General features: G+C 72.2%; 21 protein-coding genes. 9 read left to right on the top strand and 12 right to left on the bottom strand.

Annotated features, from left to right (window positions below):
- Window positions 1-14 precede the first annotated feature (14 nt).
- The 3 genes from ACFFXY_RS03910 to ACFFXY_RS03900 all read right to left on the bottom strand — a co-directional run bounded on the left by ACFFXY_RS03910 (window position 15) and on the right by ACFFXY_RS03900 (window position 3257).
- Window positions 15-413: a hypothetical protein gene (locus ACFFXY_RS03910; RefSeq protein ID WP_382346041.1), complete on the bottom strand. Its 399-nt coding sequence runs from the start codon at window positions 411-413 to the stop codon at window positions 15-17.
- Between the two features lie 67 nt (window positions 414-480).
- On the bottom strand, window positions 481-1284 hold the full coding sequence (locus tag ACFFXY_RS03905) for an MHYT domain-containing protein (protein WP_382346039.1): 804 nt from the start codon (window positions 1282-1284) through the stop codon (window positions 481-483).
- Window positions 1285-1595: 311 nt separating this feature from the next.
- A complete protein-coding gene (locus tag ACFFXY_RS03900; protein ID WP_382346037.1) occupies window positions 1596-3257 on the bottom strand; it encodes a fumarate hydratase in 1662 nt (553 codons plus the stop codon).
- 268 nt (window positions 3258-3525) lie between these two features.
- Here ACFFXY_RS03900 and rpsF point away from each other — a divergent pair, with 268 nt between their 5' ends.
- Genes rpsF through rplI form a run of 4 tightly spaced genes read left to right on the top strand, consistent with a single transcriptional unit; the run spans window position 3526 to window position 5146 of the window.
- Window positions 3526-3816: a 30S ribosomal protein S6 gene (gene rpsF, locus ACFFXY_RS03895; RefSeq protein WP_106362735.1), complete on the top strand. Its 291-nt coding sequence runs from the start codon at window positions 3526-3528 to the stop codon at window positions 3814-3816.
- A 39-nt stretch (window positions 3817-3855) separates the two neighbouring features.
- Window positions 3856-4368: a single-stranded DNA-binding protein gene (locus ACFFXY_RS03890; protein WP_382346035.1), complete on the top strand. Its 513-nt coding sequence runs from the start codon at window positions 3856-3858 to the stop codon at window positions 4366-4368.
- Window positions 4369-4416: 48 nt separating this feature from the next.
- Window positions 4417-4662: a 30S ribosomal protein S18 gene (gene rpsR / locus ACFFXY_RS03885; RefSeq protein WP_106362737.1), complete on the top strand. Its 246-nt coding sequence runs from the start codon at window positions 4417-4419 to the stop codon at window positions 4660-4662.
- A gap of 22 nt (window positions 4663-4684) precedes the next feature.
- Window positions 4685-5146, top strand: coding sequence for a 50S ribosomal protein L9 (gene rplI, locus ACFFXY_RS03880; RefSeq protein ID WP_382347373.1), 462 nt, complete (start codon window positions 4685-4687; stop codon window positions 5144-5146).
- Between the two features lie 52 nt (window positions 5147-5198).
- Here rplI and ACFFXY_RS03875 read toward each other — a convergent pair whose 3' ends face one another.
- Entirely contained in the window at window positions 5199-5588 is a 390-nt protein-coding gene (locus tag ACFFXY_RS03875; protein ID WP_382346032.1) for a hypothetical protein, read from the bottom strand.
- Window positions 5589-5889: 301 nt separating this feature from the next.
- Here ACFFXY_RS03875 and dnaB point away from each other — a divergent pair, with 301 nt between their 5' ends.
- Window positions 5890-7371, top strand: a complete 1482-nt coding sequence (gene dnaB, locus ACFFXY_RS03870) for a replicative DNA helicase (protein WP_382346030.1) — start codon at window positions 5890-5892, stop codon at window positions 7369-7371.
- Between the two features lie 4 nt (window positions 7372-7375).
- On the opposite strand, the gene ACFFXY_RS03865 is transcribed toward dnaB, so the two are convergent.
- From ACFFXY_RS03865 to ACFFXY_RS03855, 3 genes are all read right to left on the bottom strand, one after another.
- Entirely contained in the window at window positions 7376-8683 is a 1308-nt protein-coding gene (locus ACFFXY_RS03865; RefSeq protein WP_382346028.1) for a glycosyltransferase 87 family protein, read from the bottom strand.
- A 247-nt stretch (window positions 8684-8930) separates the two neighbouring features.
- On the bottom strand, window positions 8931-9332 hold the full coding sequence (locus ACFFXY_RS03860) for an ATP-binding protein (protein ID WP_360053833.1): 402 nt from the start codon (window positions 9330-9332) through the stop codon (window positions 8931-8933).
- Between the two features lie 112 nt (window positions 9333-9444).
- Complete coding sequence (locus tag ACFFXY_RS03855) at window positions 9445-10176, bottom strand: glycerophosphodiester phosphodiesterase (protein WP_382346026.1); 732 nt, start codon at window positions 10174-10176, stop codon at window positions 9445-9447.
- 195 nt (window positions 10177-10371) lie between these two features.
- On the opposite strand from ACFFXY_RS03855, the gene larB reads away from it, so the two are divergent.
- From larB to ACFFXY_RS03840, 3 genes are read left to right on the top strand one after another with little or no spacing between them, the layout of a single operon-like run.
- The gene (gene larB, locus ACFFXY_RS03850; protein WP_382346024.1) at window positions 10372-11061 is read left to right on the top strand and encodes a nickel pincer cofactor biosynthesis protein LarB; all 690 of its coding nucleotides are present in this window, start codon (window positions 10372-10374) and stop codon (window positions 11059-11061) included.
- On the top strand, window positions 11058-12437 hold the full coding sequence (gene larC, locus ACFFXY_RS03845) for a nickel pincer cofactor biosynthesis protein LarC (RefSeq protein ID WP_382346022.1): 1380 nt from the start codon (window positions 11058-11060) through the stop codon (window positions 12435-12437). The genes larB and larC overlap by 4 nt, the downstream gene beginning before the upstream one ends.
- Before the next feature lie 34 nt (window positions 12438-12471).
- Entirely contained in the window at window positions 12472-12846 is a 375-nt protein-coding gene (locus ACFFXY_RS03840; protein WP_382346020.1) for a PH domain-containing protein, read from the top strand.
- 124 nt (window positions 12847-12970) lie between these two features.
- On the opposite strand, the gene ACFFXY_RS03835 is transcribed toward ACFFXY_RS03840, so the two are convergent.
- The 4 genes from ACFFXY_RS03835 to ACFFXY_RS03820 all read right to left on the bottom strand — a co-directional run bounded on the left by ACFFXY_RS03835 (window position 12971) and on the right by ACFFXY_RS03820 (window position 20374).
- A complete protein-coding gene (locus ACFFXY_RS03835; protein ID WP_382346018.1) occupies window positions 12971-14500 on the bottom strand; it encodes a multicopper oxidase family protein in 1530 nt (509 codons plus the stop codon).
- A gap of 250 nt (window positions 14501-14750) precedes the next feature.
- Complete coding sequence (locus ACFFXY_RS03830; RefSeq protein ID WP_382346016.1) at window positions 14751-17879, bottom strand: AAA family ATPase; 3129 nt, start codon at window positions 17877-17879, stop codon at window positions 14751-14753.
- A 21-nt stretch (window positions 17880-17900) separates the two neighbouring features.
- Complete coding sequence (locus ACFFXY_RS03825; protein WP_382346014.1) at window positions 17901-18146, bottom strand: hypothetical protein; 246 nt, start codon at window positions 18144-18146, stop codon at window positions 17901-17903.
- Between the two features lie 140 nt (window positions 18147-18286).
- On the bottom strand, window positions 18287-20374 hold the full coding sequence (locus tag ACFFXY_RS03820) for an MMPL family transporter (protein ID WP_382346012.1): 2088 nt from the start codon (window positions 20372-20374) through the stop codon (window positions 18287-18289).
- A gap of 108 nt (window positions 20375-20482) precedes the next feature.
- On the opposite strand from ACFFXY_RS03820, the gene ACFFXY_RS03815 reads away from it, so the two are divergent.
- Entirely contained in the window at window positions 20483-20986 is a 504-nt protein-coding gene (locus ACFFXY_RS03815) for a MarR family winged helix-turn-helix transcriptional regulator (RefSeq protein WP_382346010.1), read from the top strand.
- Here ACFFXY_RS03815 and ACFFXY_RS03810 read toward each other — a convergent pair.
- Window positions 20959-22131, bottom strand: coding sequence for a cryptochrome/photolyase family protein (locus tag ACFFXY_RS03810; protein WP_382346008.1), 1173 nt, complete (start codon window positions 22129-22131; stop codon window positions 20959-20961). The two genes, ACFFXY_RS03815 and ACFFXY_RS03810, sit on opposite strands and share 28 nt — an antisense overlap.
- Window positions 22132-22198: the final 67 nt, after the last annotated feature.

The raw sequence follows: 22198 nt of genomic DNA, 5'->3' as shown, positions 1-22198 counted from the left end.
CCGTGCGCCCGGGTCTAGCGGTCCTCGCCGTAGGCGGCTTCGAGGCGGGCCCAGTCGGCGCCGCGGACGGTCCACCGGCGGACGCTGCGGCGCTCGTTCAGGGTGCCGTCGGCGCCGCGGGCCAGCAGCTTCCCGTCGGCGGCGACCCAGCGCTCGCCTTCGGCGAGTTCGACCTGCCGGGACCAGCCGTACTTGCCGCGGACCCACAGCTCGCGCTCCTCGACCCTGACGATCGCGAACGGGAGGAGGGCGAGCCCGATGAGGGCGACGCAGCCGGAGGCGATGCCCGCGAGGATCCAGAATCCGGCCTGGTCGTAGCCGGTGCCGGGTTCGACGAGGGGGATCGGGGCGACGGCGAGGACGCCGAGGGGGGCGGCGAGCAGCGGGGCGTACCACTTGGGGCGGAGCTTCACACGGGTGCCTTCCTGGGTCGGGAGGGGCTGGGGTGCAAGCGTACGGGGCGGGGGCGGGGAGGGCGGGTCAGTAGCGCGGGGGCTTGCGTCCGGCGACGGGGCGGTCGGTGGTGCGGCGCTGGAGGGAGGAGAGGTGCTCGTCGGCTTTGAGCTCCTCGTCGGTGGGGACCATGACGACGGTGAAGACGAGGACGAGGAGGACGATCGCGGTGAGGGTGGCCATGGGGAAGACGAGGTCGGCGGCGTCGACGCCGTGGGGGGCCTCGTCGGCGCCGCCGGCGGTGCGCAGGCCGAGCATGCCGGTGTAGTGCATGAGGTTGACGGCGAGGGCCATGACGGCGGCGGCGAGCCACATGGAGGAGGCGCGCTGGAGCCGCCAGGAGAGCCACAGGGCGGTGGTGGCGGCGCCGATGGCGATGGCGACGGAGGCGGCGACGTAGGCGGGGCGGTAGTCGAGTTCGACGTCGGCGCTGAGGGCGGCCATGCCGGTGTAGTGCATGGCGGCGACGCCGATGCCGGTGAGCGTCCCGGCGGCGGCGAGCTTGAGGGGCGTGTAGCGGCCGAGGCCGATCGCGTAGAGGCCGCAGGCGACGACGGCGACGGCGATGAGGGCGCTGAGGGCGGTGGTCCACGGGTCGTAGAGGATGCGGGCGTCGCGGACGGCGAAGCCGAGCATGGCGACGAAGTGCATGACCCAGATGCCGGTGCCGCCGATGGCGAACGCGGCGACGGTGAGCCAGAGGGCGCGCCGTCCGGGGGTCTTGTGGCGGCGGGCGTGGCGGGCGAGGAGGAGGCCGAGGGCGGAGCCGGTCATGGAGACGAGGAATGCCACGGGGAGGGTGGCGTACCCGTGGGAGAAGTGTTCGATCATCGCGGATTCCGAAGTGGGTACTGAGCGGTAGGGATGATCGGATCGTAATGGCGCGGGCGGGGTTTGTCGGGTCGCTGGTTTTGCGGGTATTGCCTGGTGCGCGGGGGTTTGCGATCCCCCGAAACCGCTCGGAAGGACACAGGGGCGACAGCGCCGCTGCGATAATTCCGCCGAGCGGCGGATCGGATTCTGGCCGTTCGCACCGATCCGGACAGGCGTTGTGCGCTGTCTCACAATTCACTTGGTTCATCAAGGGACGCAAAGGGAAAGGCCGCCGACCTGAACGGTCGGCGGCCTGCGGTCCGCGGTGCCTACGTCACGGTGATGTGGCGGCGGCGCCCGACCGTGAGCACGGGCTGGCGGGTGGCCTCGTAGAAGTCGTTGCCCTTGTCGTCGACGACGATGAACGCCGGGAAGTCCTCGACCTCGATCTTCCAGACCGCCTCCATGCCGAGCTCGGGGTACTCCAGGACCTCCATCGACTTGATGTTCTCCTGGGCGAGCTTCGCGGCGGGGCCGCCGATGGAGCCGAGGTAGAAGCCGCCGTGCGCGTTGCATGCGTCGGTGACGCGCTGCGAGCGGTTCCCCTTGGCGAGCATGACGAACGAGCCGCCCGCGGCCTGGAACTGGTCGACGTAGGAGTCCATGCGCCCGGCGGTGGTGGGCCCGAAGGACCCGGAGGCGTAGCCCTCGGGGGTCTTCGCGGGGCCGGCGTAGTAGACGGCGTGGTCCTTGAGGTACTGCGGCATCTCCTCGCCGGCGTCGAGGCGCTCCTTGATCTTCGCGTGGGCGATGTCGCGGGCGACCACGAGCGTCCCGGTGAGGGACACGCGGGTCTTGACCGGGTACTTCGACAGCTCGGCGCGGATCTCGGACATGGGCCGGTCGAGGTCGATGCGCACGGCCTCGTCGTCGAGGTCGTCCTCCCGGACCTCGGGGACGTACCGGCTCGGGTCGCGCTCCAGCTGCTCCAGGAACACGCCCTCGGCGGTGATCTTGGCCATGGCCTGGCGGTCCGCGGAGCAGGAGACGGCGATGGCCACGGGCAGGGACGCGCCGTGGCGGGGCAGGCGGATCACGCGCACGTCGTGGCAGAAGTACTTGCCGCCGAACTGGGCGCCGATCCCGAACTGGCGGGTCAGCTCCAGGACCTCCTGCTCCAGGGCGATGTCGCGGAAGCCGTGCCCGGACGCGGAGCCCTCGGTGGGCATCGAGTCGAGGTACTTCGTGGACGCGTACTTCGCGGTCTTGAGCGCGTACTCGGCGCTGGTGCCGCCGATGACGATCGCGAGGTGGTACGGCGGGCACGCGGCGGTGCCGATCTGGCGGAGCTTCTCCTCCAGGAACCGCATCATCGCGTCGGGGTTGAGGATCGCCTTCGTCTCCTGGAACAGGAACGACTTGTTCGCGGAGCCGCCGCCCTTGGCGATGAACTGGAACTTGTAGGCGTCGTCGCCCTCGGCGTACAGGTCGATCTGCGCGGGCAGGTTCGAGCCGGTGTTCTTCTCGTCCCACATGGTCAGCGGGGCCATCTGGCTGTAGCGGAGGTTGAGGTCGCGGTAGGCCTGCCAGACGCCGCGGGAGAGGTGCTCGGCGTCGCGGCCGTCGGTGAGGACGTGCCTTCCGCGCTTGCCCATGACGATCGCGGTGCCGGTGTCCTGGCACATGGGCAGGACCATGCCGGAGGCGATGTTCGCGTTCTTGAGCAGGTCCATGGCGACGAAGCGGTCGTTGCCGCTGGCCTCGGAGTCGTCGAGGATGGAGCGGAGCTGCGCGAGGTGCGCGGGGCGCAGGAAGTGCGAGATGTCCTTGACGGCCTCGGCGGCGAGCTGCGTGAGGACCTCGGGCTCCACGGTGAGGAAGCGCCGCCCGGCGGCCTCGACCGTGTTCACCCCGTCCGTCGTGAGCAGGCGGTACTCGGTGGTGTCCGGACCGGTGGGAAGCAGGTCGGTGTAGTGGAACTCCGATGTCATGGGATCGAACTTAGCGCGGCCGTCCCGCCTGGCGGACGCGGCGCGGCCGCTCGCGGAACCGGACGCCGCGGGCGTTTCGGGGCGGTGTCGCGCCCGGTCCTGTCGGACCCGGCGGGTACCGTCACACCCAGGCGGAGCGGCCCCGGCCGCACCGCCTGTAAGCAGGTACGATTGCCAGGTTGCCCGCCGCGAGGCGGGCGACGCGCAAGTGATTCCTCCTGCTGCGGAGAGACCGCAGCCGATTGAGACCGAAGGAGGTGGAGCGATCTTGCGGCACTATGAACTCATGGTGATCCTCGAACCGAACATCGAGGAGGCACAGGTCGGCCCGACGCTGGAGAAGTTCCTCAAGGGCGTCAAGGACGCCGGAGGGGCCGTCGACAAGATCGACGTCTGGGGCCGTCGCCGTCTGGCATACGAGATCAACAAGAGCAACGAGGGCGTCTACGCCGTCGTCGACCTGCAGTCCGAGCCCGGTCCCGTCGCTGAGATGGACCGCCAGCTCCGGCTCAACGAGTCGGTGCTGCGGACCAAGGTGCTGCGACCGGAGCTTCGGTAACCCGACCCTGCAACTGCGAGACCGTCAAGGAGATAGGTCATGGCAGGAGAGACAGTCATCACGGTTATCGGCAACCTCGTCGACGACCCCGAACTGCGTTACACGCCGTCCGGTGCCGCCGTCGCGAAGTTCCGCATCGCATCGACCCCGCGCACGTTCGACCGCGAGTCGAACCAGTGGAAAGACGGTGAGGCCCTGTTCCTCACCTGCAGCGTCTGGCGCCAGTACGCCGAGAACGTCGCCGAGTCGCTTTCGCGCGGTACCCGCGTGATCGTGCAGGGCAGGCTCAAGCAGCGCAGCTACGAGACCCGCGAGGGCGAGAAGCGCACTGTGTACGAGCTCGACGTCGAGGAAGTGGGCCCCGCGCTGCGGTTCTCCACCGCGAAGCTCAACCGGTCCGGCGCGTCCGGCGGCGGAGGCGGCGGCCGTTCCTTCGGGGGCGGCGCGGGCTCCGGCGGCGGTTCGGCACCCGACGACCCTTGGGCCTCGGCCGCCCCCGCGGGCGGCGGAGCCGCCGCTTCGGGCGGCTTCGACGAGGACCCGCCGTTCTAACCGGGCGCTCCGCCCGGAACGATCTCGATTAAGAGGCAAGACAGAGACATGGCCAACCCGAAATCGGCTCCCCTGCGGAAGCCGAAGAAGAAGCCCAACCCGCTTGAAAAAGAGGGCATCACCTACGTCGACTACAAGGACACGGCGCTGCTGCGGAAGTTCATCTCCGACCGCGGCAAGATCCGTGCCCGCCGTGTGACCGGCGTGACCACCCAGCAGCAGCGCCAGATCGCCGCGGCCGTCAAGAACGCCCGCGAGATGGCCCTGCTCCCGTACACCAGCCAGACCCGCTAGGAAGGAGCACGACATGGCGAACATCAAGATCATCCTGACTCATGAAGTGCCCAACCTGGGTTCGGCGGGGGACGTGGTCGAGGTCAAGCCCGGTTACGGCCGCAACTACCTGCTCCCGCAGGGCCTTGCGATCGCCTGGACCAAGGGCGGACAGAAGGAGGTCGACGCGATCCAGCGTGCGCGTGCCTCCCGCCAGATCCACGACCTCGACAAGGCCCGCTCGGTGGCGGACCAGCTCAAGCAGACGGACGCCCACATCGTCGCCCGCACCGGCGACGGGGACCGCCTCTTCGGCTCCATCACCGCGGCCGACATCGTCAAGGCCGTCGACGAGGCCGGCGGCCCCAAGATCGACCGCCGCCGCGTCGAGCTCGCCTCGACCATCAAGTCGGTCGGCACCTACGACGTGTCGGTCAAGCTGCACCCGGAGGTGACCGCGAAGTTCAAGCTCCAGGTCACCCCGGCCAAGCGCCGCAAGAAGTAGGCAAGGCAATACGAAGGCCCGCGACCTCCCGGTCGCGGGCCTTCGTCGTACGTCAGATCACCCAGCCGGCGGTCCGCAGGACCACCGTCACCAGGCCCGCACCGAGGATCGCCGCCGCCGAGCCCGCCACGCCCGCACGCCATCCCGCGCGCGGGAGGCGCAGCAGGACCGCCACGAGGAGGCTCGCGGTGAGCGACGAGAGCGTCCACGCCCAGCCGCCCGCGGCCGCCGCGCCGACCCGGGCCGCCACGGTGCAACCCGAGGCCGCGCAGTTCGCGTCCACCGGCGGCTGCGACAGCACCCACGTCAGGTAGACCGCCACGGGCACCGCATACCAGGCGAGCGTCACCAGCAACGTCGGAGTGAACGCGCGCTCACCCGGGCGGTCGTCGCCCTCGGGGTCGAGCCGGGGCCTGCGTTCGGGGCGCTGCGGAGCGGTCATGAGCCCGTCTCTCTTCTGATCCGTGCCGGGGACGCCCCCATGCTATCGGCAAGTTGGCACGAACGGATTTCCGTCCACAGGCAGTGGACGGCGTCCCCGCAGCTCCCGACCCGGATCCGAACCCCGATCGCGTTGTTGTCCACAGGTTGTCCACAGGCCCGGGCCGGGTTATCCACAGGTTATCCACAACCTTGTCCACAGGTTGTCCACAGGGTCGTTTGCAACCGTGCCCGGCGCGACATAGCGTCGTTGACGCCGCCCTTCTGTCGTATGCGGGCGGTACTGTCTCCATGAACGCACGGTGACCGAGGGGGTGGACGGCATGACCGACGTGTCGACGGACGGCGTCTTCTCGCGAGGCGCCAACGGTGCGAACGGGTCCTATTTCGACACGCCCCCGGAGGACCCCTTCGCGGGTTCGGGCGGCCACAACGGCGGCGGGGGCGGCGGCTCCCGCACGTTCGAGCGCACCCCGCCCCAGGACCTCCAGGCCGAGATGTCGGTCCTCGGCGGCATGCTCATGAGCAAGGACGCCATCGCCGACGTCATCGAGGTCCTCGGCCCCGGCGACTTCTACAAGCCGTCCCACGGCATGATCTTCGACGCCGTCATCGACAAGTTCGGCAACGGCGAGCCCGCCGACGCCGTCACCATCGCCGCGGCCCTCGCCGACACCGGCGACCTCGCGAAGATCGGCGGCGGCCCCTACCTCCACGACCTCCTCAACGCCGTCCCCACGGCCGCGAACGCCGGGTACTACGCGAAGATCGTCAAGGAGAAGGCGATCCTGCGCCGCCTCATCGAGGCCGGCACCAAGGTCGTCCAGTACGGGTACGGCGGCGGCCAGGGCGGCCGCGACATCGACGACCTCGTCGACCTCGCCCAGCAGGCCGTCTACGAGGTCACCGACAACCGCCAGAGCGAGGACTTCGCGGTCCTCTCCGACCTCCTCCAGCCCGCCATGGACGAGATCGAGGCGATCGGCGCCAACCAGGGCGTCATGACCGGCATCCCCACCGGCTTCGCCGACCTCGACCGGCTCCTCTCCGGCCTCCAGGCCGGCCAGCTCATCATCGTCGCCGGCCGCCCCGGCGCCGGCAAGTCCACGGCCGCCATGGACTTCATGCGGCACGCGTCCCTCCACCACCGCCACGCCGCGGCCCTGTTCAGCCTCGAAATGAGCAAGCTCGAAATCGTCATGCGCCTCTTGAGCGCCGAGACGCGCGTCCCCATGCACGTCCTGCGCTCCGGCGACCTCTCCGACGACGACTGGACGCGCCTCGCCAAGCGCATGGGCGACATCTCCGAGGCGCCGCTGTTCGTCGACGACACCGCGTCGATGACCATGATGGAGATCCGGGCGAAGGCCCGCCGCCTCAAGCAGCGCCACGACCTCAAGCTCATCGTGGTCGACTACCTCCAGCTCATGACCTCCCCGAAGAAGGTGGAGTCGCGGCAGCAGGAGGTCTCCGAGATCTCCCGCGGCCTCAAGCTCCTCGCCAAGGAGGTGCAGTGCCCGGTGATCGCGGTCGCGCAGCTCAACCGCGGACCCGAGCAGCGCACCGACAAGCGCCCGCAGCTGTCCGACCTCCGCGAGTCCGGCTCGCTGGAGCAGGACGCCGACGTCGTCATCCTCCTGCACCGCGAGGACTACTACGACAAGGAGTCCCCGCGCGCGGGCGAAGCCGACTTCATCGTCGCCAAGCACCGCAACGGCGCCACGGACACGATCACCGTGGCGGCCCAGCTCCACCTGTCGCGCTTCGTCGACATGGCGGTCTGAGGGACTAGCGCCACCACTCGACGGCCATCGACGGGCCGGGGCCCGTCTCGTGCTCCAGTTCGTCGACGGCCTCGTCCACGACGTCGACGCCCGCGAACAGCGTCCCGTGCGCCGACCCGGCGATCGCGTCGCGCAGCGGCAGCCACCAGCCGAGCAGCACCACCGGGTACAGCATGTACCCGAAGCGGCTCGCGGGCATGAGCAGGAACGCGGTCGTCAGCCCGGCCGCGCACCACATCGCCGCGGCCGCGGCCGTCGACGGCGGCCGCGTCCACAGCAGCCACGCGATGACGACCGCCGCGAGGCCCAGCAGGGCCTTCGCGATGAGGTCCCCGGCGGGCAGGTGGTTCACCACCAGGTACCCGATGAACGGCGACTGCGCCGGGGAGGTGACCACGCCGTGCCCGAAGCCGAACGCGATGACGTTGTCGAAGAACCCGCGCGCGTCCACGGCCAGGACCGGGACCATCGTGACCAGGACGGGGACCGCGAAGCCCGCGGCGTAGCGGCGCAGGCCGCCCTGGCGCCACATCAGGAACGCCACGACGACCGCGACGGGCCACGCGAACAGCTTCAGCGCCGCCGCCGCCCCGATCGCCAGGCCCGCGGCGAGCGGGCGCTCGCGGTGCGCGAACGCGAGCGCGAGGACCATGAGGGCGACCACTGGCATGTCGTCGCCGCCCGTGGCGAACGTCAACGCGCACACCGGGAACACGAACATCGCCTGGAACGCGCGCAGCAGCGGGCCCTTCCCGGCGCCGAGGAGCCCGGGGCGGGTGCGCAGCAGCCGGAACGCGCCGTACGCGCAGGCCGCGGCTGCGAGGAGGAAGTAGATGCGGGCGTCGGTCCACCAGTGCTGGCCGAACAGCGCGGCCGGGAACCCAAAGACGGCCATGCCGGGCTGGTACGGGTTGTAGCCGTGGACGGGGTTCGGGAGGGTGGTGATGACGTCGGCGTGGAGGTAGGGGCTGCCGGTGTCGAGCAGGCGCGCGCCGGACTCCTCGACGACCTCGACCTCGGACTGGGCGCGGCGCTCGCCGACGCCGATCGCGCGCTCGACCGCCATGAACACCAGGGGGAACGCGGTGACGGCGACCGCGGCGCCGCCCGCGACGACGGCCCGGCCGCGCCAGACCGCGCCGGGCTGGGTCAGCAGGACCGCGACGCAGATCGCCGCCGGGAGGTACCCGCCGAGCGCGACGGCGCCCCAGACCTCGTGCGGGACAAGGGTGGTCCACAGCGCGGTCGCCCCCGCGAAGAGCGCGGCGGCGGCGTACAGGGCGAGGTCGATGTAGAGCGGACGGTGCGACACCCGGACATCGTACGGTGACCGGACCCGCCCCGCAGGACGGCAGGCACGAGCCCCGGCCGGCCCCGGATCGCGGGCCCCCGAACGCAAGGGTGACACCGGGGTCCGACAACCGGGCTCGGGAGGGCGGAGGCTTCCGGGGCAGGGCCGTGCGCCGTCAGGACGCGGATTCCGGGCCCCCGGCACAAGGGTGACAGGAGGGTCCGACAAGCGGGACGCGGAGGCTGGGCGGGCCGTCGGCCCGGGCGGCCTACCGGAAGGGGATCCTCGCCCAGACTTCCTGGGTGCCGTCGCCGAGGGTGCGGGCGCCCCAGTCGGTGGACAGTTTGGACACGATGAACATGCCGCGGCCGTGGGCGGAGTCGAGGTTCACGGAGCAGACGTGGGGGTGGGTGCGGGAGCCGCCGTCGATGACGCGGACCTCCACGTCGGCGGGGCCGAGGACGTAGGTGACGCACACTTCGTTCCCCGGGAGCGGCCGGGCGTGCCGGACCGCGTTGGAGACGAGCTCGGTCGCGCACACCAGGAGGTCGTCGCGGGCCTCGTCGGGGAGGTCGGGGAGCGCGTCGCGCAGCCACCGGCGGACCTGGCCGGGCGCCCCGGACTGGTGGGGGACGCGCAGCCGCTCGGGCGCCGGTATCGCTGCTGGCATCACGTCCCCTTCCTTCCTCGATGCGGGTCGGAGCTATACAGCAACCTACCTTTTACATCGACGCGACGCCAGCATTACCGTCGCACGCGGAGTCCGTCCCGGGCCGCGGCGTTCACCCCGTGAGGGTCTGGCGGATCGCGGCGGGCCGGTCGGAGATGATCAGGTCGACTTCGAGGCCCGCCATGCGGTGCGCGGTGTCGGCGTCGTTGACGGTCCAGGTGTACACCTCGTACCCGGCTTCGTGGCTGCGTTCGACGAAATCGGGGGTCGAATCGATGTAGTCGACGCGGGAGCTGAGGATCTGGACGCCCTCGGGCGGGCGGCGGAACGGGTACTCGAAGATCCACACCAGCGGCGTGTCCTCGTCGAGGCCGCGCCAGGTCTTGAGCGCGGCGCGCGAGAAGGACATGACGGTCACGTCGATGCCGGGCCAGCGCCGCAGGGTCTCCCACAGGCGCAGTTCGAGGCGGGGCCCGAACTTGGAGGGGTGCTTGGCCTCGACGAGGAGCTTGAGGTCCTTGCCGGAGTCGACGACGAGTTCGAAGACGTCTTCGAGGGTGGGGATGCGCTCGGCCTCGGGGTTGCCGGCGCAGTCGGGGTACTGGTAGGCGAAGTTGAACTCCCGCAACTGGGCGAGTGTGAGGTCCGCCACGGCGCCTTTGCCGTCGGAGGTGCGTTTGACGGTGCGGTCGTGGTGGAGGACGAGATGCCCGTCGGCGGTGAGGCGGATGTCGAACTCGAACCCGTCCGCGCCCTCGACGATGGCCTGTCGGAACGCGGCGAGGGAGTGCTCCGGCAGGAACTCGTTCGCGCCGCGGTGGGCGGCGATCAGCGGGTGGGACACCCTTTGAACGATAGACGGTGGGGACGACGGCGTGGTCGCTCCGCGGTGTCCGGTTCGCGTTGTGGCGGTGAACACGCCCGGATCGGGGTGAACGTTCGGTGGCCGTTCGACGGCCGGCGCTGCCCCGGGCCCGCGTTGTGGGCGGGGCGTGGTTCGAGTGGCGGGATGGCTTCGGTGAAGGGGAGGATAGTGGGCGTGCAGTACGAGGAAGGGGCCTACCGGGATCTGGGGTGGGCGAAGATCGACGTCGGGCGGCCGGCGCGGACGGGCACGGCCGAGGCCGTGTACGCGGCGGGCAAGACTCCGGCGCAGGTCGCGGGCGCGCTCGCGGCGCTGCGCGAGGCCCACCCGGGGCGGGTCGCGGTCGCGACCCGCTGCGACGAGGCGTGCGCGGCGGCCGTGCGGGAGCGGTTCGCGGGCGAGCCGGTGCTCGTCGAGGCGGGCGTGTGCGCGGTCGGCGACTTCCCGGCCGCGGAGTCGGGGCCGCTCGCGGTGGTGTGCGCGGGGACCTCGGACCTGCCGGTGGCGCAGGAGGCCGTGGTCACGGCCCGCGCGAACGGCCTCGACACGCGGCTGGTCGCCGATGTGGGCGTGGCCGGGCTGCACCGGCTGCTCGACAAGCTGCCGGAGCTGCGGGAGGCGGTCTGCGTGATCGTGGTGGCGGGCATGGACGGGGCGCTGCCGTCGGTCGTGGCCGGGCTGGTCTCGGCGCCGGTGGTCGCGGTGCCGACCTCGGTGGGGTACGGGGCGGCGTTCGGCGGGCTCGCGCCGCTGCTGACGATGCTGAACTCGTGCTCGCCGGGGGTGACGGTGGTGAACATCGACAACGGTTTCGGGGCGGCGATGGCCGCGGCCCGGATCTTGAACGTGAAGGCGGAGCGATGACGGTCGCGTGGCTCGACTGCTCGGCGGGCGCCTCGGGCGACATGGTCCTGGGAGCCCTCGCGGACGCGGGGGTGCCGCTCGAACTCATGCAGGCGGCCGTGGACTCGCTCGGGACCGAGCCGGTCCGGTTGCGCGCCAAGCGGGTCGCCCGGCATGGGCTCGCGGGCACGAAGGTCGACGTGGAGGTTCCGGAGGCCGCGAACGATCGCCGCTGGCGGTCGATCCGGGGGATGCTCGAAGGCGCGGACCTGGACGAGGCGGCCCGGAAGCTGGCGCTGGGCGCGTTCGCGCGGCTGGCGGCGGCCGAGGCCGCGGCGCACGGGATCGACGCGGAGGACGTGCACTTCCACGAGGTGGGGGCGCTCGACTCGATCGCGGACATCGTGGGCGCGGCCGCGGGCCTGGCGTCGCTGGGCGCGACCAGGGTGACGGCCTCGACCGTGACGCTCGGGGGCGGCACGACGCGCGGTTCGCACGGGTCGATCCCGCTGCCCGCCCCGGCGGTGCTGCGGGTCCTCGCCGATTCGGGCGCGCCGGTGGTGGGCGCGGTGCCGTACGAGGCGTGCACGCCGACGGGCGCGGCGATCATCGCGGCCGCGGCCTCGGCGTACGGGCCGCTGCCGGAGATGGTCGTGGAGCGGGTGGGCGTCGGCGCCGGCGGGCGCGACCCGCAGGAGCGGGCGAACCTGCTGCGGATCGTGATCGGCCGCGAGGTCGCACCGGTCCGCCGGGCGGCGCACGCGCACGTCCACCGCGCCGGGGCCGAGGCGCAGGAGCACGGGCACGGGCACGGGCACGGGCACGGCGATGCTCACGACCACCGCGACGAACAGGCCCACGGCCACGATCACGGCACCGTTCACGCCCACAGCGATGGCCATGCGCCCCAAGCGGTCCGCGATCCACAGGACCACGGCGTCGGCAGTGCCGGGGCGAAGCCCGTGGTCATCGAGACGAACGTGGACGACCTCGATCCGCGGCTGTGGCCGGCGGCCCTCGCCGCGCTGCTGGAGGCGGGGGCGTCGGATGCGTGGCTGACGCCGATCCTCATGAAGAAGGGCCGTCCCGCGCACACGGTGCACGTGCTGTGCCGGGCCGAGGCGGTGGCCGCGGTGCGGTCGGCGCTGGTGCGGCACACGACGACGATCGGGATGCGCTCGTACGAGATCGACAAGTACGCGCTCGAACGCCGGTACGCGCACGTCGATGTGGACGGTCAGTCGATCGGGGTGAAGATCGCGCTCGAAGGCGGCGAGGTCGTCAACGCGTCGGTCGAGTACGAGGACGCTGCCGCCGCGGCGGCCGTGCTCGGAAGGCCGCTCAAAGTGGTCGTAGCGCAGGCGACGGCCCTTGCGGCGCAGGAGTATCCGCGTTAGCGGTCCCGTTGGGCGGAGTCTGTATCCTGCCCGCATGATCGATTTCGAGAATGGTTCGGTTTTCAAGCTCAAGCTCACCGACGACCCCGGCTTCCGCGACGAGGTCACCCCACTGCTGGTCGACGGCGAAGAGGTCGCGCTGACGTTCGAGGGCGTGCGCGACTTCATCGTCTTCACGAACAAGCGCATCATCGCCGTGAACGTCCAGGGCATCACCGGCCGCAAGAAGGACTACACGACCCTCCCCTTCAGCAAGATCCAGGCGTACTCGGTGGAGACCGACGGCCTCATGGACAACGACGGCGAACTGGACCTGTGGTTCTCCGGGCTCGGCAAGGTCCGGTTCGAGTTCAAGGAGAACGTGGACCTGCCCGCGATCGCCAAGCACATCGCGGCCGCCAGCCTCTAGGACCTCCCCCGGGGCGCTGCGGCGCGGTGCCCCGATGCCCGACGCCCGCAAGGTCTTCAGGGCGGCGCCGGGCCGGACTCCGTGGTGCCTACGGGTGCCCGTCCGGCCCGGCGCCGCTGTCTTGTCAGCCGTGCGCGGCGTGGGCGGGCGCGGGGACCTCGCCGATCTCCTCGCCTTCGCCGAGGACCACGAACTGGCCCATCATGCCGGAGTCCTCGTGGGCGAGGATGTGGCAGTGGAACATGTACGGCAGGTTGGGGTCGGTGTAGTCGGCGAACCGCATGGCCAGGCGGTACTTGCGCTGCGGGACGAGCTGGACGGTGTCCTTCCAGCCGAGGAGCTGCGGGGGCGGCTCGGCGCCGTCCACGTCGAGGACCCGGAACTGGACGTCGTGGACGTGGAAGCTGTGCATGTACCCGTCGGCGTTGGTCACCTCCCACACCTCGACGGTGCCCTCCTGGACGCCGAAGTCGATGCGCGCCAGGTCCATCGCCTCGCCGTTGATCTGGCTGAAGCCGGAGAGGGAGAAGGAGCGCTCCTGGGCGGCCTCGGCGGGGTCGACGTCGGGGGCGGCGCCGAGCGCGTCGGGGACGGAGGTCTCGTCGGCGAGCGCGTCGGCGGCCCGGAACTGGCAGACGTCGAGGAGGTCGTCGCCGCCGTTGACGCGGGCGAGCGGGCCCGTGTAGCCCTCGGCGGCGGGGTGGGAGCGCAGGACCGCGGTCTCGCCGGGCTCGAAGGCGACGACGATCTCGGCGCGCTCGCCGGGTGAGAGCTGGAGGCGGTCGGTCTCCCACGGTTCGGGGAGGAGACCGCCGTCGGTGGCGATGAGCCGGAACGGGCGGTCGTCGCTGAACCCGAAGTTGTAGAGGCGCGAGACCGAGCCGTTGAGCAGGCGCAGGCGCACGAGACGGGTGGTGACGTCGAAGTAGGGGCCGAGGGTCCCGTTGACCATGATCTCGTCGCCGAGGATGCCCTGCATGCTCATGAAGGAGCCGCCGTCCTCGAACTGGTTGTCGCCGTTGAAGTTGCGGTCCTGGACGATGAGGGGGACGTCGTCGACGCCGTAGGTGGCGGGCAGGGGCAGGGCCTCGGACTCCTCGTCGTCGATGATGAACATCCCCGCGAGTCCCTTGTAGACGTGGTGGGCAGTGCGGCCGTGGGGGTGCGGGTGGTACCAGAGGGTCGCGGCGGGCTGGTTCAGGGTCCACTGCGGGGTCCAGTCGCCGCCGGGTTCCACCTCCTGGTGGGGGCCGCCGTCCATGACGGCGGGCAGGTGCATGCCGTGCCAGTGGATCGAGGTGCCCTCGTCGAGGCCGTTGTACACGGAGAACGCGATCTCCTCGCCGCGCCTGGCGCGGATGGTGGGGCCGAGGAAGTTCCCGTTGACGCCCCAGGTCTCGGTCTCGGCGCCCTGTTTGAGGGCGGTGGTGCCGGACTTGATGTCGAGGTTGAACACGCGGGCGCCGGAGGGGTCGTCCGCGGACTCCGCGAGCGGGGGGATCGCGAGGGGGTTGTCGAAGTCGACCTTCCCTGCGGTGTCGAGCTTCGCGCTGCTCCACAGGTAGGCGACGGTCCCGCCGCCGCCGAGCGCGATCACGCCCACGCCGCCGCCGACACCGATGAGGGTCCACTTCAGTGCTTTACGCCGCTTCATGAACGCAATGTTCGTTGCGGGAAGGGCCCGGTGCATCGGGCCGCGGGAGGCAATGCCCGTACTCCGTGGGGACTACGCGGCCGACCGGAGTCAACCTTCAGTATCGATACCTACGGATGGAGCGGTTCCGGGGCCCCCTCCCCCCTCCCCATGCCCACCCTCCGCCGACCAGCACACCGAACCAAGGCCTCTGCGTCGTACTCGTTCCGGTCCCGGGCTGCCTGGCCGCGGCAGCCTTGGACCGCAGGTCTCATTCCTCGGCGAGGTAGCCGCGGATGTGGGCGGCGTTCACCGCTGCGGCGCGGCCGGCGACTTCGAGTTTCGCCATGGCCCGCGACAGGTGGACGCTCACGGTCTTCTCGGAGATGAACAGCTCGGCGCCGATCTGGCGGTTCGTCAGCCCCCGCGCGACCAGGCGCAGGACCGCGAGCTCCCTGGGGGTCAACGGGGTCGAGGTGGGCATGGCCGTGTCGAGGCGGGCCCGCTCGGCGAGCTCGCACAGCTCCTTGCGGAGCGGTTCGGCGCCCAGCTCGATTGCGGTGCGCTTCGCGGCGACGAGCGCCTCCGCGGCCTTCAGGCGCGCGTCGGCGCCCGGTGACGCCAGGAGCGCCTCGGCGAGGCGCCAGCGGGCGTACGCCTGCCGGTACGGCTCGGCCCAGTCCCGCGCGGGCGCGGCGGGACCGTTCTCGATCATCGCGAGGGTCGAGGAGGCGAGCGGGTCGGTCAGGGCCAGGTCCAGGCGCTCCTGGTCGGTCAGGCGCGGGACCGGGTCGGCCGCGGGTTCCCTTGCGGCCGCAGGGTTCTCGGCGGCGAGGGCGATCCGGTAGTCGAACGCGTCTGCGGCCGCGAGCCACTTCTCGGGGTCGCCGTCGCCGTACAGGCGGGTGGCCTCGGCTTCGAGCTGCGCGACCCACGCGATCCCTTCGGGGCCGAGGCGCCCCGACATCGGCCGGCCGTGCTCGACGAAGAACCGGCCGCGCTCGGCGAGTCGCTCGCCCGCGGCGACCGCGTCCTTCGCGCCCGCGGCGTCGCCGTCGCGGCGCAGCGAGTGCGCGAGGTCGGCGGCGGCGCCGACCCCGGCGGCGCACACCGACACCCCGGCGAGGTAGTACCCGCGCATGCGGGTCATGAGCTCGGTGGCGCGCTCGACGCGGCGCAGCGCGTCGGCGGGCCGGTGGCGCCAGCGGTCGAGCTCGGCGCCGCACAGGGTCGCGAGCGCGAGGACCTGGCCGTCGAGCTGCCACCGGTCGGCGAGGTAGTCGAGGCGCCGGTCGGCGGTCTCGAAGCGGCCGCGGGCCACGTCCACGAGGAGGACCGCGGCGGCGAGGCGGGTGAGGACGACGCCGGGGAGGACGCTGGAGGCCATCTCCCCGTTCGCGTCGACGGCGCCCCAGCGCCCGAGCATGTAGTTGCAGATGACCTGGCGGACGGCGATCTCCACGCCGAAGCCGCCCCACTTGTCGCCGGTGCGCCGGCCCCGGTCCATGCCGCGGTCGAAGTGCACGAGCGCCTCGGCGATGCGCGCGGCCTCCACCAGGACCAGGCCGTTGTTGAAGTGGCCGCGCAGCTCCACCTCGTGCCAGTCGAGGCCGCGGACCAGGCCGAGGGCCTCGTCGCTGCGGGCGATCGACTGCTCGACGGTCAGCTCGGAGCGGCGGAACGCCGCGAGGCTGTCGGTGAGGATCGCGTCGGCCTTCGCGGCGCGGGCCGCCGAGAGCTCGTCGGGGTCCTCGGACTCGGCGAGGACGGCGTCCGCGGTGTCCATCGCCGCGGCGGTCCACGCGGCGGCGTCCTCGTGGAGCCGGTTGGCGTAGACGGTGCGGGCGACGACGGCCTGCGCCCACGCCTTCACCGCGCGGGGGCCCTCGTCCTTGACCAGTTCCCAAGCCTCCCAGGCGACCCGGTGCGCCTGGGCTTCATCGCCCTCGATGGTGAGGAGGTGCTTGGCGTACTTGCGGCGCGTGGACGCGCCGAGGATCGGGTCCCCGGAGGCGTCGGCGAGGCGGACCGCGGCTGCCGAGTACGACTGGGCGCGTTTGATCTCGCCCGAGGCGTCGGCGTTCGCGGCGGCGCGCGTGGTCAGCCGCAGCTCGGTGATCCCGACGGGCCGCTGCGGGGCCGGGACCCGCTCGAACAGGGCCAGGGCCCGCTCCAGGTGCAGGAGCGCCTCGGCGGGCGCGGCGAGCTCCACGGCCTCGTCGGCCGCGCGCACCGACGCGCTCAGGGCGCAGCGCAGGTCCCCGGACTCGTAGGCGTGGTGGGCGAGCTCGGCCTCGGCGCCCTTGCCGTGGTCCCCGGCGAGGGACTCGGCGATCTTCTGGTGGTAGCGGATTCGCTCGCCCGGAAGGAGGTCGGAGTAGACGGCCTCGCCGAGGAGGGCATGGCGGAACGCGTACGTGTCGGCGCTCTTCTGCACGATGATGCCGTGCGAGATCGCCGCGCGCAGGGCCTCGTCGAGCTCGCGCTCGTGCCGCAGGCCGTTCTCGTCGAGCATCGACCAGGCGGCGGCGTTGAGCCGCGCGTACGTGAAGCGGCGGCCCAGGACCGACGCGAGGCGCACGACCTGCCGGGACGCTTCGGGGAGCCGTTCGAGGCGGGCCAGGAGGACCTCCGCGAGCTCGAACGTGACGGTGTGGGTCTCGGCCGCGGCGAGCTCCTCGGCGAGGAACGCGTTCCCCTCGGAGGCGGCGGCGATCTTGGAGACGATGACCTCGTCGAGCCCGGTGTTCAGCTCGCGCACGAAGTCGGCGGCGTGCTGGGAGTCGAACGGGTCGATCTGGAGGCGCTGGACCGCGGGGAGGCGCACGAGCTCGGCCAGGAGCGGGCGCAGCGGGTGGCCGCGGTGGACGGCGTCGGCGCGGTAGGAGCCGAGGATGAGGAGGCGCTGGCCGGTGAGCCGGGAGGTGAGGAACGCGAGGAGGTCGCGGCTGGAGCGGTCGGCCCAGTGGAGGTCTTCGAGGGTGAGGACGACGGTGCGGTCCGCGGCGAGGTCGGCGAGCGCGGCGTGGAACGCCTCGAACAGGCCGAGGCGGCCGAGGTCGCCGTCGGAGGCGGGGTGGCCGGGGAGGAGGGGGCGCAGGCCGGGGTGGGCGGCGACGAGCTCGGGTTGGTCGCGGGCGAGGGTGCCGGTGATCTCGGCGAAGGGGAGGTAGGGCAGTGCGGAGTCGGCCGTGTCGAGGCAGTGGCCGGTGACGGTGAGGACACCGTCACCGGCGTTGTCGTTGAACTCGTGGAGGAGCCGGGTCTTGCCGACCCCCGCGTCCCCCGAGACCAGGACGGTCGCGGGCCTTCCGTTCTTCGCGGCGTCGAGCGCGTCGCGCAGCGCGGCGAGCTCGGCGTCGCGGGCGAAGAGCGGGAGGTCGGAACCTAGGCGCGGCATGTCTGCAATCATGACACGGCCTTAGGACACGGCGGCCCGGTCGGTTTCGGCGGAGGCGGCGTCCGCCCCGGCGTGCCCGTCCTCGTGGCGCAGGCCCAGGGCCCGGGCGACGCGGTCGGCGACGCCGCTGTGGCGGACGTGCGTCCCGGCGCGGCGGGTCTCCTTCGCGGCCTTGAGGAGGCGGCGGGCCTGGCGCTCGTTCTCGGCCTCCCGGCGGAGCTCCTCGGAGCGGGCGTAGTGGAGGTAGTGCAGGTCGAAGTCGTTCATCTTCGTTCCTTCGGTGTCGGCGGCCGGCGTTTCCGGCCTGACACCAATACTGGTGCTGAGGCCCGGGTGCGGGCATCAGGCGTCCGCGTCGAAGACGGCCTTACACCCCTTACTTCCGGGCCTCAGCGGCCTCAGGTCCCTTACTTTCGGCTGAGGGGCCTTACCCGGGCGAGCCGGGACGGCCACCAGACGGCCTTGCCGATGTCGATCGTCAGCGCCGGGACCAGCAGGGACCTGACGATGACCGTGTCGAGGAGCACCCCGAAGGCGACGACGAACGCGATCTGCGCGAGGAACAGGATCGGCAGGACTGCGAGCGCCGAGAACGTCGCGGCGAGGACCACCCCCGCGGAGGTGATGACCCCGCCGGTGGCGACCAGGCCCCGCACCGTCCCGGCCCGCGTCCCGAGCCGCGCCGACTCCTCGCGGACCCGCGTCATCAGGAAGATGTTGTAGTCGATGCCCAGGGCCACGAGGAACACGAATCCGAAGAGGACGACCGTCGGGTCGGCGCCGGGGAACCCGAAGAGGTGGTTGAACACCAGCGCCGAGACGCCCATGGTCGCGCCGAAGGACAGGACCACCGTGGCGGTGAGCAGCAGCGGGGCCACGATGGACCGCAGCAGGACCATGAGCACCAGCAGGATCACGGCGAGGACGATCGGGATGATGACCGCCCGGTCGCGCTCCGAGGTCAGGAACGTGTCGAGCTGGATCGCGGTCGGGCCGCCGACGAGCGCGTCCGCGCCGTCCACGGCGTGGACCGCGTCCCGCAGCCGCTCCACAGTGTCCACGGCGGCGTCGGAGTCGGGCGCGTCCTCAAGGACCGCTTCGATCTCCACGAGCCCGTCTACGGTGCGGACCTGCCCTGACTGGTCGACCGCGGGCGCGACGGACGCGACCCCCTCGACCTGCGCCGCGGCCACCACGTCGGTAAGGGACGACTCGTTCGCGATGATCACCGCGGGCGCGCCCGCGCCCGCGTCGAAGTGGTCGGCGAGGACCTCCTGGCCCGCCACCGAGTCCACGTCGGTGAGGAACACGTCGGTCTGCGACGTGCCGTCCGCCTTGAGCTGCACCGTGAACGCGGCCGCGACCGCCAGCCCGGCGGCCGTCACCGCCCACACCGTGCGGGGGCGGCGCGACACCATGACCGCGACGTTCGCCCACAGTCGTGAGGGCCGGGCGCGCCCGGCCCCGACCCGGCGCGGCCAGAACGCGGCCCGCCCGAACAGCGCGAGCATCGCGGGCAGGAACGTCACCGCGGCGAGGAACGACCCGCCGATGCCGATCGCCGCGACCGGGCCGAGGCCGCGGTTCGATTCGAGCTGGCTGAACAGCAGGCACAGCACGCCGAGGACCACGGTGCCCGCGGACGCCGCGATCGGCTCGATCGTGCCGCGCAGGGCCCGGCGCACGGCCGCGAACCGGTCGCCGCCCGCGTCGAGCTCCTCCTTGAAGCGCGCCACCAGCAGCAGCGCGTAGTCCGTCGCGGCCCCGAACACGAGGATCGACAGGATGCCCTGGCTCTGGCCGTTCAGGTCCACCACGCCTGCGTCGGCGAGCCCGTAGACGGCGGCGCTGGCGACGGCGAGCGCGAACCCGCAGGACAGGAGCACCAGGACCGGCAGGAGCGGGGAGCGGTAGACGAGCGCGAGGATCACGGCCACGACGGCGGCGGCCACGAGCAGGAGCAGGCCGTCGACGCCGCCGAAGGCCTCGCCCAGGTCGGCGCCGAGCGCGGCCTGGCCGGTGACGAGGACGTCGAGGCCGTCGGGGCGGTCCTGGGCGAGGATCTCGCGGATCTCGGCGACGGCGTCCGCGTCGTCAGTACTGCTGTCGACGAGGACGATGAGCTGCGCGGCCTCCGGCTCGTCCTCGTCGGAGAGCTGCGGCGGGATCGGCGGCCCGGCGTTGAACGGGAGCGCCGCGAGGGCCGCACTGGCGGCGTCGAGGTAGGCGAGGTCGTCGGCGCTGAGGCCGCCGTCGCGTTCGGCGACGACGACCGCGGGCGACGCCTCGGTGTCGTCGAAGGCCTTGCGCAGCTCGATGACCTCGGTGGACTCCGCGGACGAGGGGAGGAACGCGGAGCCGTCGTTGCTGGCGACCTCGCTGAGCTTCCCGGCGTAGGGTCCGGCGAACGCGCCGAGGGCCAGCCACGCGAGCGCGAGGAGCGCGGGGACCAGCCAGCGCAGTCGGCGGACGGGTCGCGGTCGTTCGGGTGCCATGTGGGAGTCTCCTCGCGTCGCGGCGAACCGATGGTTCCATCGGCGAATATTTCGATGATCGAAATAGTAGACTGCATTCGGACCACGGACTCGGATAGGACGGCGCGTATGACCCACGGCACCGACGGTGGCGGCCCCACCGACAGGGACCTGTCGCGGCTGCTCCAGAACCTCACCGTCGAGTCGGACCGGTACGCCGAGCGCTTCGGCGCCGAGCACGGGCTGCACCGCACCGACGTCAACGCGCTCGCGCTCATCATGGAGGCGGCCCGCCTCGGCGTCCCCATGTCGCCGTCCTCGCTCGCGAAGGAACTGGGCCTGAGCCCCTCGGCGACGACGGCGCTCATCGACCGGCTCGAAGCGCTCGGGCACGTCGAGCGGGCGCGCCCGGCGGGCGACCGCCGCCGCGTGGCCCTGGAGGTCCCCGAGGCGGCCGTGGAGGCGAACCGGCACCTGTTCACGCCGCTCGCGCGGGCGTTCGCCGAGTCGTGGACCGGTTTCACGCCCGAGGAGCGGGAGGTCGTGGCGCGGTTCCTGGCGGTGAGCACCGAGACGATGAAGGCCGTGAGCGCCCAGGTGCGGGATCAGGCCCGCGACCAGCGGTCCCGGTAGGCCCCTTCGGGATCGAAGCGGCCGGCCTGCCGCTCGTGGTTGAAGCCGCGGTTGGGGCGGGTGTCGTTGCCGGTGCCCGCCGTCCACTGCCAGTTGCCCCAGTTGTTGGCCTCGTCCAGGTCGACCAGGTGCTCCGCGAAGTGGGCGGCGCCCTCGCGCCAGTCGAGGCCGAGGGTCTTGACGAGGTACCCGGCGGTGATGAGGCGGGCGCGGTTGTGCATCCAGCCCTCGGCGTGGAGCTGGCGCATCCCGGCGTCCACGATGCCGACCCCGGTGGTCGCGGTCCTCCACGCCTCCAGGGCGGTGAGGTCGGCGTCCCACGTGTCGTCGGCGCCCTTGCGGTACGGGGTGTCGGTGAGCGCGGGGAACGCGGCGAGGACCTGGAGATGGAAGTCCCGCCAGCACATCTGGCGGACGAAGTCCTCGCTCACGCGCGGGTCCTCAGCGACGGCGCGGGCCGAGAGGCAGCCGAGCGCGAGGTAGGGGCTGAGGCGGGAGGTGCGGTCCCCGGCGAGGTCGTCGTGGCGCTCGCCGTAGTCGCCCGAGCCCGGCGCCCACGCGTCGAGGCGGGCGAGCCCGGCCCGCTCGCCGCCCGGCGGGAGGTCGGTCGCAGTGGGCTCGGCGGGCGCGAGGTCGTGGGAGTCGGGCAGGTCGGGGACGCGCAGGCCGTCCGGCTCAGACGCGGTCGGGCGCCAGCGGACCTGCGACCAGGCCCGCCAGTAGGGGGTGAAGACCTTGTAGTGGTCGCCGCCGCCGCTGGGAAGGAGCCGCCCGGGCTCGACCACGGCCGGGCCGGGCGTCACGTGCACGTCCTCGCCGAGGCGCTCCAGGGTCGCGGCGGCGAACCTCCCGGCGTCGGAGGCGCAGACGACGAGGTCGGCGCCGGTCTCCTTGCGGACCGCGGCCACCTGCTCGGCGGTGTCCCCGGCGCGGAGCACGAGGTCGCCGCCGAGGTCGCGCAGGGACCGGCGCAGGTCGGCGAGGGATTCGAGGAGGAACCGCCGCTGGTTCGGGTTGGAGGCGCGGGCGGGGTCGTCCACGTACAGCGGGACGACGCGGTCGGCGTCCCGGCAGGCCGCGGCCAGCGCCGGGTTGTCGTGGACGCGCAGGTCGCGGGTGAACAGGAGGACGGCGGTGCGGGTCATGGCGGCTCCAGGTCCGTGGGCCGACCGGGCCGGGCGGCCCGGGCAGCGTAACCGCCGCGCGGGGGCG

The sequence above is a fragment of the Glycomyces mayteni genome (genome assembly GCF_042428885.1).
GTDB classification, from domain to species: Bacteria; Actinomycetota; Actinomycetes; order Mycobacteriales; family Micromonosporaceae; genus Glycomyces; species Glycomyces mayteni.
Note: the sequence above shows the minus strand (reverse complement) of the source record. Positions and strands in the feature narration are given on the sequence as shown.

Bases quoted from the DNA above. Each gene is read 5' to 3' on its own strand.
- ACFFXY_RS03905 (WP_382346039.1), bottom strand. From the start codon at position 1,284: ATGATCGAACACTTCTCCCACGGGTACGCCACCCTCCCCGTGGCATTC.
- ACFFXY_RS03900 (WP_382346037.1), bottom strand. From the start codon at position 3,257: ATGACATCGGAGTTCCACTACACCGACCTGCTTCCCACCGGTCCGGAC.
- ACFFXY_RS03890 (WP_382346035.1), top strand. From the start codon at position 3,856: ATGGCAGGAGAGACAGTCATCACGGTTATCGGCAACCTCGTCGACGAC.
- rpsR (WP_106362737.1), top strand. From the start codon at position 4,417: ATGGCCAACCCGAAATCGGCTCCCCTGCGGAAGCCGAAGAAGAAGCCC.
- ACFFXY_RS03875 (WP_382346032.1), bottom strand. From the start codon at position 5,588: ATGACCGCTCCGCAGCGCCCCGAACGCAGGCCCCGGCTCGACCCCGAG.
- ACFFXY_RS03860 (WP_360053833.1), bottom strand. From the start codon at position 9,332: ATGCCAGCAGCGATACCGGCGCCCGAGCGGCTGCGCGTCCCCCACCAG.
- larC (WP_382346022.1), top strand. From the start codon at position 11,058: ATGACGGTCGCGTGGCTCGACTGCTCGGCGGGCGCCTCGGGCGACATG.
- ACFFXY_RS03840 (WP_382346020.1), top strand. From the start codon at position 12,472: ATGATCGATTTCGAGAATGGTTCGGTTTTCAAGCTCAAGCTCACCGAC.
- ACFFXY_RS03835 (WP_382346018.1), bottom strand. From the start codon at position 14,500: ATGAAGCGGCGTAAAGCACTGAAGTGGACCCTCATCGGTGTCGGCGGC.
- ACFFXY_RS03830 (WP_382346016.1), bottom strand. From the start codon at position 17,879: ATGCCGCGCCTAGGTTCCGACCTCCCGCTCTTCGCCCGCGACGCCGAG.
- ACFFXY_RS03825 (WP_382346014.1), bottom strand. From the start codon at position 18,146: ATGAACGACTTCGACCTGCACTACCTCCACTACGCCCGCTCCGAGGAG.
- ACFFXY_RS03820 (WP_382346012.1), bottom strand. From the start codon at position 20,374: ATGGCACCCGAACGACCGCGACCCGTCCGCCGACTGCGCTGGCTGGTC.
- ACFFXY_RS03815 (WP_382346010.1), top strand. From the start codon at position 20,483: ATGACCCACGGCACCGACGGTGGCGGCCCCACCGACAGGGACCTGTCG.
- ACFFXY_RS03810 (WP_382346008.1), bottom strand. From the start codon at position 22,131: ATGACCCGCACCGCCGTCCTCCTGTTCACCCGCGACCTGCGCGTCCAC.